Source organism: Acinetobacter sp. HR7, from assembly GCF_000773685.1.
Classification (GTDB): Bacteria; Pseudomonadota; Gammaproteobacteria; order Pseudomonadales; family Moraxellaceae; genus Acinetobacter; species Acinetobacter thermotolerans.
This window is the reverse complement of sequence record NZ_JPQO01000004.1, coordinates 1-13067: the sequence shown is the minus strand read 5'-3', so window position 1 is coordinate 13067 and position 13067 is coordinate 1. Positions and strand designations below refer to the sequence as shown.

Below are 13067 nucleotides of genomic sequence, written 5' to 3'. Positions count from 1 at the left end.
CTAAACAACGAAAGCACCAACACCCAAACGATTGAGATTGGTACCATCATTGCCAATTGGAATTGAATTTTTTAATGCCAAGTAACGCTGACCATAAATGCTTTGGTTGTAAAACGCATCGGTACCCGAACGTGAAAAGCTCACGCTCTGACCTGCAATGGTCATACTCGACGCATCTGAAAAGCTGTTACCTGACTTTGATTTGAGTGCAACCTTAAGAATATGTGCTGCATATAGACCCACAGCACGTTCTTTCAGATCACCAAATTCAAGTGACTTCACAACGAGATCCGCTTCCTCTAATGCGTCTGCAATTTCTGCATCCAGTAGATTCATCAGCGCCGTGTCGTACTTAAACTTCAACTTAAAAGCTTGTGGGTCCATAGCTCACCTTACTCAGTGGCTTGAGCAAGTTTTTCTTGCAACTGCTCAAGGGTTTCATCTTCAGCAAAGGTGATTTCAAGATCAGTCAGTGCTTTACGCACATCATCAATCGTGAGCTCAGCAGGCTTGGATTCATCCTTGCCTTTACCATCATCTTTGCCAGATTGAGCGCCTTTACCACGACCCGAAGCAGGTTTTGAATCACCAACCTCTGCAATTTCTTCAATGGTGAGTTCACCAGCATCAATTAGATGCTTGGCAAACTTATTCTTTTGAAGCGCTTTGTGGTGATTGGCTTCAACTACTACGGCGATACCTTTAGGTAAAGTCACCAGGCCTGCAAAAACAAAAGCGGCATTAGAGCCGCTGTATGTGTATGAATATTTAGCCATGAGATTTTAATCCTTATGCATGGTCAAGGTAACGAAGTGAATCAACACGCTTCAGCCAAACGCCTTGGTATTTGTAGTGACCAGGTACAAGCACATCTAAGCCTTTTGGTTGCGCCGTCAAGAACTCAACGCTGTTACCTTTAAACTGGATGCATGATGGATCACGGCGATAGATGATCGAACGGTCAGCACCAGCGGTACCTTTACCATTGCCACGACCAGAACCACGAATAGTTAATGTTTTGCCTTGAGTGGTGAAGATGTTGTTTTCTTCAATGTACTTCAGGAATGTTTTACCACCTGAGTTTGGTACCACACGTGTTGAAAGGTGTGTGTATTGCGCTGACGCCATCAGGTAGGTATCAGGTTCAATGGATGCATCACCGTCAAACAAGTCTGTCGAGCTTGCCAACGAGTTATTGAAGTCAGATAAAACTTCTTCAATGGTCGCCGTAGACCAATCATGCTGACCTGTCACAATAGTGACGCCTGTTTGGTTTAAGAAGCCATTCACCTGTTCAAGTTGACCACTCGCATTGGCTTTGGTGTAACCATACCAAGCCACATTCGACATGTGCTTTTCAGCTGCTAAATTTGCAGCCTGAACTTTATCCGCTTCAAGCGTGAGGTTCATTTGCTGTGCGGTCGCCAATTCAACCACTGAATATTGGTAGCCAATCACACCCACTTTCACTGGTAGGCTTACAGTATCGTATTCAACTTCTGCAAGCGGAATATCATCACCAGTACCAGCATAGTCTTCGCCGATACCCACGCCTTTTTTACGAGACAGGATTTCACCACCACCATAAACCGCATTTACATTGGTCACTGGAATGAACTTGGCATAGTCAAGGACCTGTGCAAGCTGTGGTGTAATTTCGTTTTGTTCTTCGATCTTTACGAAGAGCTGTGCCAATGCATCCATGTTGAACGCATCGCCAACTTGTGCCTGAATGGCATGTGAAACCGGTGTTAAACGCGCTTTCATTTTTGCTAATTTGCTCATGTGTTATTAAGCTCCACGAAGATTAAGAAGGGCTAAACCATCGGCACCTGTCACGGTTTCCCATGCTGCACCTGGTAATACTGTTCCGTCAGTTGCTGAGCTCGACAAAGAACCCAACGGCGCTGCTGTGGTACCGTTTGCAGTTTTTACGTAAACCGCAGCAGTAATGTCTGTGATCGGCGCTGTAGGCTTGACCCAAATCGCACCTTCAAACATCACAGGCAACATATCAGCCGCTTTATAGGCTTCTTTACCAGCCGCCGTTTTGCCTGTTTTGCCAACGCCGTGGCGTACCACCACACCAAAACGTGTAGGTGTAGCACCTGACACAGCCGTTACAGATTTGCCATCAGTCGTGCGGACAACCACATCACCATCATTGACTAAAGTCAGACCTGAAAGTGGTAAGGACAGTACAACCTCTTTGGCAGTTAAACGGCCACGTTGACCGACTACCGCATTTAATTGCTGAACCATGATTAAAGTTCCCCTTAAATTGTTTTGTATGCAGCAGACTTGTCATAACCCTTATTTTCTTTAGGGGCTTGACCTTGGTTTTGCTGTTGTTGCTGTTGATGTAATGCATCACCGACTGCATTGCCTGGTGTGGTCGACTTCACTGCTGACAGTGCGCGGAAGACCGTGTCGATCTGTTCAGGTTTAGCATCACCGACGGCGACACCACCGAGTACAGCGGTCACCAATGTGTCACCTGCTTTGGCTGCAATCACATCACGTTTAATTTGTTCACATGAACAGCCTTCTGTTTTGATACCGGGTACCAATGCCACGGCGTCCGCAATCACTGACGCACGTTCAGCCACGACCTGATCAAGTTTTTCCGGTGTGATTTGGTTTTTTTCAAGATCACCGACTTTTTGCTTCAGTTCAGCATTTTCAGTCTGCAAGGTGTCAACCACTGCTTGTACAGCTGGCAATTCATCACCGATGGCAAATTGTTTATCACCGACTTTGAGTTTTGCTGCTTTTAAGTTTTCAAGCTGGTCTTCTTGTTGCTTTACAGCATCTGCTAGCGCTTGGTTGTCACCAATCTCAAAGCGAATACCGTTTACTTTAATTTCCATCTTTTTCCCCTTTGGGTTTGGTTTATGGTCACCGACGCGACAATCACCGCCACAGCGACCGTATTTCACCAGCGCCACGTGATTGCCTTTAAAATTGATAAATTTGGCTTGATACGGCGTACCATCTGGTGCCGTACCTTGTTCAAGGACAAGATCAGCCGCGTAGCCCAATGAAATCTCAACGCGCTCATTGTTCTGAATAGCATTAATACTGTTCTGATCTTTGATAATCAGATCACCGACCAAGAAATCACCTTCTTGGCGCACGTTAAAGCATTCGCCAATGTGGTATTCCTTCCAGTTGGAAACATTGATTTCATTCTTAGGTGGGTGATAGTCCGTTGCATCTACGCCGTCGAATCCTTTAATGACTTCCGGTTTGAATAGATCCTCTGCTGCCACATAGACATTGATGACCTGATCCGCTGAATAGCCTTCCAGATTTGGAAATTCATAAGCGTAGTACTGACGGACTTGCGGTGCTTTGGCCAAACGCACATTCACGCACTTCAGATACCCTTCTTGAGTAAATGAGCGTGTACTTTCGCTTGGTGCAAAGTCCCCGATTTTGAGTTGGTAAATGAGTTTCATAAATTGGGCTCAATAAAAAACCACCCTACGGTGGTCTGCTACGGTTTATTTGGTGGATAAACGACAATTGGCGGTGTTTCTATATCAGGTGGAATTGGTCTTGGTTTTGGCCGGTATCCACTTCCATTTTGACCATTAAAACAAGTACACGCCCAACACTTGCCGCACGGTTTAGATTCAGTCAATCAAGATATCTTCATAATTCGGCAACGCCGTGCATCGGCATCGAACCGGCTGACCAGGATGCCCTCCACTTGGTGGATCATCCCATCTAAAAGTCTTGCCATTTTTATGCCTGTGATCTGTTCGTACACGCTCATCTTGAGCTGACTGCCATACATAAGTTTCTACACCCATTGATTCCTGACGCTTCTTGTTGATAGCGCCGTTGATCTTGCCCATCTGGTCGGCTGCAATCAGTCGTGCACGAAAGTCAGTACTATGGCCGAGCTTTTTAATTTCCTGAGCCAGTTCCTCATTGGTCTGCCCTGTCTGCAAGGCATTCATCACCAAGGCTTCAAGCTTATCGGTGTACTGACTTGGAATCGATTTAATCAAAGAGACATTTGCAGCAATCTGATTATCGATTTCATCCTGAATATCAGAACCACGGAAAAACGGCGTAAGGTCCACACCAAGAATGGTCTTGGTATGACTGGCAATCTGCTTGTCCACTTCCTTACTGGTATCCATCACTACCTTAGTGGCCAAAGATACCGACACTTCAATGGTGTACTTCACCATCTTTTCACGTAACGCCGTGAATAGATCCGTCACCCAGCTATCACCAATATTTTGCCCTACAGTAGGTAAAACCAAATCCTTGGTTTGCTCTTGGCAATATTTGGAGATTTCCAAAAGCTGACGTGTATAGAACAGCTCAATACGGCGATTGACCTTGACGGCCTTAGGCTTTGCCTTACGTCCTTTCTTACGTTTCTTAATCTGCTGAAGCTGAGGCTTAAGGATCTGTATGATTGTCGTCATTCGCTGTCACCATTGTATCCAGCAATTTGATGTGATCCTCACTGATGACAGAGTAAACGCCGTCGATATTAAGCTGACGCGCAATCTGTGGCTCAGTGATGATGCCCATATTGAGATACTTTTCATCACGCTCAGCATTGGCTTTTTCCACTTCCGCACGGACTTTTGCATCCAGTTGCCAAAGTGGATTGAACACCACATTCAGCTCAGGAAATTGACGCCCAAAGGTAGACTGGCAGATCACGGCGAGAAACTTCATCAAGATCGGCTTGAGGTCCCATTCCTGCTTAGTGGCAATCGAGTCGTAATAATTACGAGTGTCATGCTCACCAGTAGCATTCATGCCTGCAGGTGATTGGCCAAACAGGATCGTGTAGGGAATATCTGCTGCGCCTGCCGTCTGTACTGAGAACTCACGCATCATGTCAGGCAAGCCAGCGAAGTTATACGTTTTTGATTCGTACTTTTCTTCAGCATCAAGAACCAGCATGCCGTTCAGGCTTTTCATTAAGCCTACTGACATGAAGCGCTCCATAACACCTTTCATATCCTCTTTGATCTTATCCACCAAGTTCGGCGTTTGAATGACGTCAATCTTCGATTCATGAATCAGGCTGGCAGATCCACGCTTTACACTGGCATGGTCAAGTAGATCCTCATAGACTTCCTGCAGAATGCTTTGCGGTTCCTCATTCACTACATCAGCATGCGCAATACGAATTAAGCGAGAATAGTGAATGCGCTTTTTAGCCTCATTCCCCATTTTCATATCGTAGAATTCAGGCTGTTTGAGCAATCCACAACATGCCGACGGCGGTAAATACGAGTTCTTATCAGGTGTGATGTATTTCTTTTTCACGACCGTAAAGAACTCTAATCGACCTTGGCCAAGCTTAGAAATATCTAAAGGTTGATCTAATGCAGCACCATCAGCCGTTCCAAGCAGAATGTATACAACGCCGTAGAGGCGAGAAAGAATCAGGCCTGATAAAAGCACATGCTCTAAATGAAACGCCTTACACGCTTCCTCAAGCCGTTTTAAATCATCACCCTGAATCCCTTCATAGAACCATCCAGCACGAAGCATGTCTGACGCAGGTCGATTGACGATACGGCGTGCGAGCCAGTTTTGGTAAACCGCTTCAAGCTGATCATCGTCAATGTCTTTCCGTACGAACTTACCATGCGAAGCCTTGTCACGCTCGGTACCAATATTCGATACCAAGTTTGTATATGCGCCAGCATCACCAATGGCATTCATTGCCTGTTTTACTGCATCTGCCACAAGCGTTTTAATTTTACCGCCTGTATCAGACTTTTTATCTTTAGCCATAAATACCTCTAATCAAATACAGTCGGCTTTTTCGCAAGTGAATCATTAATCGCATCAATTGTTGGATCCCACTGGTCATCATGCTCATGTGACATGCTGGCAGTCAGCCCTTCGATCTCTTCCACATAGTTCAATAGCCACGGCGCACTTACAGGCAACATGACGCGACCGTCTTCAACGTAGAACACCACATCCATGGTACGAGTCAGCTTGTCTGTATCACGCTGGATTGCCTTAATCGGTAACGTGGTATCACGCGAAATGTTTTGGATCAGCATCGTGCCTGATGCCTTGTCCTCGATGGCCATGTATCGAAGCTTGCCGATCTTGGTATTGCTTTCCTTGTGCTTATTGATGAAAGCCTTAGCTTCCTTAATCAGCTCAGGTGCTTCCCATTTGCCACGGCGCACGTCGATGATGTATAGGCGATTGTCATGCCCAAGGCCTGCGCACAAGAACACTGAATAGTCGTTGTGCTCTTTGGTTTTTTGCGCCGTATCTGCCCAAATCGCACGCCACTTGAGTGGAGGCAATTCGAGATAGCGACCAAACCATTCAGCCTTAACAAGGTCACCACCGAGCTTTTTAGGCTCTTGCTGGTACTGACTGCTGAACGTATAACGTGACACTGTAGCGCCGTCTTTATCCTGACCGCCTTTCTCTAACTGCAGTAATGACTGTAACGACTCTTTCAGTGGCCAATAGCTTTGACGCCCTTTCTCGTCACGCTCCACATCACGTGGCACTTTCTTCCGAATATGCTCAGGCAATGAGTCAATGTAATCATCATCAATTAATGCTGGTATCGAAATCTGATGCCATTTCCCTGGGACGTTGCCAGTCATTACGAAGTTAGTCGGATCCTCAACGTGTAGACGCTGCATGATCAGAATAATTGGGGTGGATGATCTGGCCTTACGTGAGTTGACTGTGTTCAGGATTTTACGATTAGCCTTGTTACGTGCCGTCTTACTGAATGCATCCTCAGGCTTAAGCGGATCGTCCAGGATAATCGCACCGGTAAATCCATTATCAGCCAATGTACCTGCACGGCGGCCCGTAACCTGACCACCCATTGAAGCAGAATACACATGCCCCGCTTCATAGCCATCTACAGTCGTTTTCCAACTTGCCTTAGCATCGGTACTGGTCGAGATCTTCACAGGCCATAAGCCCTGAAAATCAGCCGATTTCACGATATTTCGCGCCGTGGATGACACATCCTCTACAAGTGACTGCGAGAATGACAAATATAAAAATCGTGAACGCTGATTACGTGCGATACCACGTGCAATCAGATTAGTCAGTAATTCAGTCTTACCTGAACCTGGTGGAACGTTAATGACTAGGTTTTCAATGCGACCAGCAATGACTTCATCAATTGCCCAGGCAATGTATTCATGGTGCCAATTGACCGAGAACTTGAAGCCCATACGAGGCAGAAAAAAACGGCGCGTAAAGAATAAATGTTCTTTCTCGCACCGTTCCTGTTCGATCTGCATTTCCAACAAGCTAGTATTTACTTTCGAGTTCATCCATCACCTGTCTTACCAATTCTTTTGAGGCAGTTACATAGGTTGTATTTTCATTCTGTAATGGACCGCCGTCTGGACCAGTTATTTCCTGCTTAGTTGTGCGAGCGTCCGTTTCTTGATAAGCCAATTTCAGCAGATTTTGTTTGGATACTTTATTCTTCCCTGCATCCTCATACATTTTCTGGATTTCTTTCAGTCGAAATGCCTGGTTAGCAATTGGGATATCAAAAATATTCTTTCGAAAATCCTCACGTGTCTTTTCAAAAAGATCCTTTAGTTTCTTGCTAAGATTACGGCCTGCATACTTGGTCGGGTCGTAATTTTCACACTGCCGACGATCAATTTCGATGTTAAATCTTTGCATGACAGCATCTGCTACCTGTTGAGGTGTTTCAAAGCAGGCAAGAGACTGAACTATAAAGATTTTTACAGGCTCTTTAAGTGCCGCCATAATTACCCCTTTGTCATGCTACGTCATGCAAGAAAGCCAAAAAAAAGAGCCATTAGGCTCAATTAATTAGACAGTTCCCACAACACGCAGCAATATTCGTTTCAGATACAAACGGCGCATTCCTGGCAATTTCCAAAAGCCGTTTAACAGATTCGTCTGCACCCCATCGTCTGGTCTCACCAAAGAACACTTCGACATCGTGGCCAGCCAAGTAATGCTTAGGAAGCCCAGTCATATCGCTATAAATTATCTCGCCGTCCTCATCACGTTCAACGCCGATGTGATAAAGCTCATGTTCAATCAATCGACAGAATTCACGATCTGAAGCTTGTTCGCAATAAGTGGCATCAATGGTGATGAGGTATTGAGGTACAAAGCCGAACCAATCCCGCATCTGTTGTTCCTGACGTGCTTTCTTCCAGCCACCTACGTTAAACATCACCTTTTCACATTGACCTAGCACCATACGTTTTTTAGCTACAGCGGCAGATGAAGCCCATGCGAATGCAAGGAATTCTTCATTGTCGTGAAGTAGCTCAGCAATATGATCATGCTCCGGGTTATGAAGTTCACCACCTAAAGTAAGCCAATTATTAACGACCCATTCTTTAAGTTCTGGTGCAGGTGCCAAGCGAATAGCTTCCTCTTCCTCAGCTCGATCAATCAGATCCGACGGCGGGAATGGTCTGAACTGTTCCATCTTCTATTTTGAGATTTCAGAATCAATAACCATTTGTAATCCTCTCAAAAGAAAAAACCCCGCCAATATCTAGAATTGAGCAGGGTCTTATATGCCGTAATCCGTCCGGCAAATGCCACTGGAGTGGCGAGGGTTTATTCATCCAGCCATTTGCCACACTTACGACATTCGATCTGGATAAAAATATCCGACTCATAATCGTAGTGATGAAAGCAGAATAGGCGCTTTAAGAATCGGAGCATGCTTTTCTCCTGGCAACAAAAAAGCCCACATTTCTGTAGGCTTCTTTCCGATCAAGTGCTTAACTAACACTTCGATCACTATATCACAATAATTGCACAATACACCCTTGGAATCAAGCGCCAATTAGGCGACTTTTAAAATTATATTTGGTTGCCAGCCTCACTCTTCCAAGCATCTTGCAAGTCTCCACTTTGTAGGTAGAAATTCCTAGTTTTTCAGCAATCCTTTCCTCGCTTTTAAACTCTATGTAGTGCATCACAAGTACCCGCATCCATTGTTTAACCTTTTCGTTTTCAGTGGTGAATATCTCTTTCAACATATCCTCAACTGCCATTGCCTGGTACACATCAATTTTACAACGTGGCGGCAATCTCTGACGCTGATCAACTACCACCCCATTCTGCGAATCAATCAAATGACCTAGAATGCTTTTAGCGTCTAGATTTGTTTCATAGTTACCATCTAGCAACAACCAAGAGCCATACTGTTCAAATAGTTGCTCAATCGTATACTTTTCTCGATCAAGCACTTCCATAAAGTGTTTACGCCCTACTGCCGCATTCATCCCTATACCCCTAAATTTCTCTGATCTCTAAACCGTGTACCGACTTCATCAAGTGCTTCTTCAAACGGTAAACTGGCAAATTACGCGTCATCTTGCTTTTGACATCCTCAACAACCAGTTGCCCCTTTTCCCGATAAACAAAATCTGCAACATACTTCACTGCTGGCTTTCGTCTCGGCTCATTTTCAAACTTAACCGACTCAGCCAAAATGAAAGCCTTCTGCAATTCCAGATCCTTAATCTCCCCCGCACGCTCTAACAGTGACAAATCCCGATAGCGTCCCGCTTCTTTTTGACTATCGAAAGTGATGCCGTTAAGCACCACCTTCTTGTTGTTGTATTTAGTCACTGGCACCTCACAAATCGATCTGGTGCTTAGTAAGGCGAGCACCATTGTTTATTTGATCTTCCGCTTTCTGACGCACATCAGTGAGTGAGTCATTGGCACCTTGTCCTAGAACATCTGTTCTTTCTCGGGCCAGATAAACATCCACTTCTTCTAGCAAGGTGTTGTAACGCTTCTTGGATTCAGCCGCTAAATTCGAAGCTTCTTCCTGAATAGCAAATGCTTTATTTAATTCCTCTCTGCTATGAATCGGAGCATCAGGATCTTCTGTATCAAAATAATTTCGAAAATCCTCAAACCGGTTACACGCGTCTCGATGTACTTGTATCCAGTTAATAAACATTATCCCAATTTTTTCTAAGTCCTGATTACTCATGGCCACCTCGCAGGGCTTCCATAATCGCTTTAGGCGTTTCCACCACTTCACACGCTCTTTCCGCCAAAGTTGCATATCCAGCAATATCACGCCAATTGTCAAAATATTGCGGGTCGCCATTTACGGCTCTCGCGATTTTGTTGCAAATCATAAAAAGACTGGTTTTCTGCTCTGCGTTTAAATGCTCGTAGTTTGCGCCACATTCAACGATAGCCATGAGCTGCTGAGTTGTACTAGCCACATCGGAATAATTTCCATAACGAGCGCCACGTTCGTTTAAAGTGTTATCTATTTCACTCATCTCTCAATCACCACTGTAGTCGGCGCTATATGATTGCGAATATCACTTACATAATCCGTGCGGTCGTGGTCGGCTAGAGCGGCTCGGAGGTAGGAAATCCTAACCGCTCCTTGCATATAGTCTGACGTATAAAACAAGCCATCCCACGACTTAGCCCACTCAGGCGCCCCATCCACAATTTGACGCATTTGTTCGATTGTTAAATTCATGCTGCTGCTCCTTGCTCATCACTTTCCACTTCAAGCATGGCCCACTGAATTTCATCCCACTTAGTCAATGAAAGCCCTGTCTCCATCTTCGATATTTCTGAAATATACTGTCTTGAGCAGTCGAGCTTCTCAGCCAGCGCCATACCTCTACCGCGTCTTTCTAATAACCATTCACGCAAGGCTTTATTTAGACTTTTCATCCTTGCACCCCAAATAGCTGCTTTGTCTTTGGTGTCAGGAAATATCTATATTCATCATTTCCACCACCAATTGCCCCAATTAACCCAGCCTGAACCAATGTCTTTAAATAACGCTGAGTGGATCGAAGAGTTAAATACGGCAACGCCTGGTCTCTTATTTCCTTCGATGTCGCAACTGGTGTGTTTCGAATCACCAGCAAGACATCAATTCCGCGATTCAAGACAGCCGCTTTGCTAAAGCTATGGTCTCGCTCACTACTCACGCTGCACCCCCGAATAAATCACCTTGTTTTTCTGCCTGAGGATTAATCCAAAGAATTTCTTCTCTTTTTTCAGATCCTGCTTGGCCAGAAGCAGCTACAGACTTGATGACTTTTTTCCAATTCAACTCCTTATAAATTGGGTGCTCATACCCACATAAAATCACTTTGCCTTTGCACTGCTTAAGCACATCAATCAATTGCTCATGATCAGCATTTGTCATCTCATGGCGATATGCTCTACCCCCAATTGTTCTGGTTTCGTGAACATAAGGAGGGTCAATAAAAAATAATGTGTCTTCCCTGTCGTGATCTTGAATAACCTTGATCGCATCACGGTTTTCAATCAGCACTTTTTTTAATCGTGCAGCAGCTTGAATAATTATTTCTGGTTGGCGCTGCCAGATGGTCACGATGTCTGACCCACTTCTAGCGGTATCTAGGCGAAAGCCTGTTTTAGCTCTGGTGGCCCCAGCTGAGCCAAAACCCATTTGAGCGCGAACCACTAAACGTCTAGCACGCTCAATTCGATCGCTTGTTTCATCTCGCGCATTCAGAAACTCAACTCTTGAATATGGAGTAAGTTCGATTTGTTGAGCCAATTCCTCTGCCAGCTGCTGGTCTCTTAAAATTTCAAAAAAATTCACAATGTCCGAATCAAGGTCGTTATAAACCTCAATTCGACTTGGTGTTTTGCTTAGCAGCACCGAAGCACCACCGCCAAATGGCTCAACATAGGTTTCATGTTTAGGAAAGTGGCTAATAATCCAATCAGCTAAACGAAACTTTCCACCGTGGTACCGGATAAGAGGATGATTCATTTTCACACCCCACCCCCTGCGCTTTTACCAACACGCTGATCATTCCAGTTGCATTCCACAACGGTCAGATAGCCATGCTGTAGGCGTGACCAGAGACGATCACCCAGATCGGTTTTCAGTTCTTCAATGGTCATGTTTGAAATCAGCATGGTCGGCTTCATGCGGTCATAGCGTGCGTATAAAACCTTGTGCACCAGCTCACGGCGCTTATCACGGTCATGCAGTCCGTACTCATCCAGGATCAACAAGTCATATTGAGTGAAGTCATAAATCACAGACTTCTCTGTAGCGTCCGGCTGCTCCCATGCATTCATGATTCGCTGCGCCATATCCTCACTGGTGATGTAACGCGCATACTTACCCTTGTTGAGCAATGTCCGAGCCGTAGCGCAACTCAAATGCGTTTTACCTGTACCTGTGGGACCAACCATGATCAGGTTGTTTTTATCCCCGTTCAGGATGCTCTTGGCGTATGCCACGATTTGGTTCAATGCGTTCTGATGGCCTGCATGTTTGACCAGATAATTTTTAAATCCTGACTGAGCATGGCGTTCTGGAAGCATGGCACCTGCAAAATGTTTTTCACGTACCATACGATCCACTTCGGCCTGTGCGTTTTGGCGCTGCTGCTCAGTAAACTCTACGGCGCACTGCGGGCAAATTTGATGCGGGCCAGCCTGAACCATTTTCACCTGGTGCTGCTGGCAGATCGCCTGCACTGGTTTCAGTGGAATTGAAAGTGCTGATACTGCGTTCATTCAAAGTCCTCCGGGATGTCGACCTGCGTATTCACTGGAGCATGCTGTGGTGCTGGTTGGTTGTTCCAGGCTGCATTCACGTTCAGGCTTGAATTTGGTTTTTCAGTGTGTGAGTAACCAGAGGTCTGTTTGTTTTTGCGCTCTGCTTTTTCCAGGACCCTCTCAAACTCTTGGATAATCCACTGTGCAAACTTCCGATGTTTTTGGTTGTCAGAGAGCTGAAAATTCTTCTCGTGGTGTGTGTTGAAATTCCCCAAGTGGAATTGGAAATCTTCCATGGCCAGAATCTCATGAACTCGGTTTGAGAATTTTGATGTTTTCAGAATCGAACCTAGAGTTTCCAGATTGGGATTCCAGGTTTGAACATTTGGATTTTCTTCGTGCGCGTCACACTCTTTAAATTTTTCTTTAATATTTTCTTTAAATGTTTCTTTAATAGTGCCCCGTTCAACGGGACTACCCCCGTCCCGTTTGATGGTACTACCCCCGTCCCGTTTGATGGTACTACCCCCGTCCCGTTT

18 protein-coding genes and 1 pseudogene are annotated in these 13067 nt (G+C 45.2%); all 19 read right to left on the bottom strand.

Features of this window, described 5'->3' with window-relative positions:
- The gene (locus tag GW12_RS00410) at positions 1-384 is read right to left on the bottom strand and encodes a DUF4054 domain-containing protein (protein WP_034581949.1); all 384 of its coding nucleotides are present in this window, start codon (positions 382-384) and stop codon (positions 1-3) included.
- A gap of 8 nt (positions 385-392) precedes the next feature.
- Complete coding sequence (locus GW12_RS00405) at positions 393-776, bottom strand: hypothetical protein (protein ID WP_034581948.1); 384 nt, start codon at positions 774-776, stop codon at positions 393-395.
- Between the two features lie 13 nt (positions 777-789).
- Positions 790-1785 carry a DUF2184 domain-containing protein gene (locus GW12_RS00400; RefSeq protein WP_034581946.1) on the bottom strand — a complete coding sequence of 332 codons (996 nt, stop codon included), beginning with the start codon at positions 1783-1785 and terminating at the stop codon, positions 790-792.
- Between the two features lie 6 nt (positions 1786-1791).
- Positions 1792-2262: a hypothetical protein gene (locus GW12_RS00395; protein WP_034581944.1), complete on the bottom strand. Its 471-nt coding sequence runs from the start codon at positions 2260-2262 to the stop codon at positions 1792-1794.
- Positions 2263-2276: 14 nt separating this feature from the next.
- On the bottom strand, positions 2277-3461 hold the full coding sequence (locus GW12_RS00390) for a DUF2213 domain-containing protein (protein WP_034581942.1): 1185 nt from the start codon (positions 3459-3461) through the stop codon (positions 2277-2279).
- 177 nt (positions 3462-3638) lie between these two features.
- Positions 3639-4448: a phage minor head protein gene (locus GW12_RS00385; protein ID WP_034581940.1), complete on the bottom strand. Its 810-nt coding sequence runs from the start codon at positions 4446-4448 to the stop codon at positions 3639-3641.
- A complete protein-coding gene (locus tag GW12_RS00380; RefSeq protein ID WP_034582004.1) occupies positions 4423-5709 on the bottom strand; it encodes a DUF1073 domain-containing protein in 1287 nt (428 codons plus the stop codon). Before GW12_RS00380 ends, GW12_RS00385 begins: the two co-directional genes overlap by 26 nt.
- Positions 5710-5789: 80 nt before the next feature.
- On the bottom strand, positions 5790-7316 hold the full coding sequence (gene terL / locus GW12_RS00375; protein ID WP_034581938.1) for a phage terminase large subunit: 1527 nt from the start codon (positions 7314-7316) through the stop codon (positions 5790-5792).
- Entirely contained in the window at positions 7294-7767 is a 474-nt protein-coding gene (locus GW12_RS00370) for a DUF2280 domain-containing protein (RefSeq protein WP_034581935.1), read from the bottom strand. The genes terL and GW12_RS00370 overlap by 23 nt, the downstream gene beginning before the upstream one ends.
- 58 nt (positions 7768-7825) lie before the next feature.
- Positions 7826-8467, bottom strand: coding sequence for a putative metallopeptidase (locus GW12_RS00365; RefSeq protein ID WP_034581933.1), 642 nt, complete (start codon positions 8465-8467; stop codon positions 7826-7828).
- Positions 8468-8822: 355 nt separating this feature from the next.
- Positions 8823-9275, bottom strand: a complete 453-nt coding sequence (locus GW12_RS00360; protein ID WP_034581931.1) for a hypothetical protein — start codon at positions 9273-9275, stop codon at positions 8823-8825.
- Positions 9276-9285: 10 nt separating this feature from the next.
- A complete protein-coding gene (locus GW12_RS00355; protein WP_034582001.1) occupies positions 9286-9624 on the bottom strand; it encodes a DUF1064 domain-containing protein in 339 nt (112 codons plus the stop codon).
- 7 nt (positions 9625-9631) lie between these two features.
- Positions 9632-9997 carry a hypothetical protein gene (locus tag GW12_RS00350; RefSeq protein WP_152598504.1) on the bottom strand — a complete coding sequence of 122 codons (366 nt, stop codon included), beginning with the start codon at positions 9995-9997 and terminating at the stop codon, positions 9632-9634.
- Complete coding sequence (locus GW12_RS00345; RefSeq protein ID WP_052127858.1) at positions 9990-10298, bottom strand: DUF6378 domain-containing protein; 309 nt, start codon at positions 10296-10298, stop codon at positions 9990-9992. The genes GW12_RS00350 and GW12_RS00345 overlap by 8 nt, the downstream gene beginning before the upstream one ends.
- Positions 10299-10503: 205 nt before the next feature.
- Positions 10504-10707, bottom strand: a complete 204-nt coding sequence (locus GW12_RS00335) for a hypothetical protein (RefSeq protein WP_034581927.1) — start codon at positions 10705-10707, stop codon at positions 10504-10506.
- Positions 10704-10970 (bottom strand): hypothetical protein, encoded by a 267-nt coding sequence (locus GW12_RS00330; protein ID WP_034581924.1) that lies wholly within the window; start codon positions 10968-10970, stop codon positions 10704-10706. The genes GW12_RS00335 and GW12_RS00330 overlap by 4 nt, the downstream gene beginning before the upstream one ends.
- Positions 10967-11788: a DNA adenine methylase gene (locus tag GW12_RS00325; protein ID WP_034581923.1), complete on the bottom strand. Its 822-nt coding sequence runs from the start codon at positions 11786-11788 to the stop codon at positions 10967-10969. Before GW12_RS00325 ends, GW12_RS00330 begins: the two co-directional genes overlap by 4 nt.
- 2 nt (positions 11789-11790) lie before the next feature.
- The gene (locus tag GW12_RS00320; protein WP_034581919.1) at positions 11791-12546 is read right to left on the bottom strand and encodes an ATP-binding protein; all 756 of its coding nucleotides are present in this window, start codon (positions 12544-12546) and stop codon (positions 11791-11793) included.
- Positions 12543-13067 (bottom strand): annotated as a pseudogene (locus GW12_RS15740) (hypothetical protein); the annotation flags it as partial. The gene GW12_RS00320 and the pseudogene GW12_RS15740, both read right to left, overlap by 4 nt.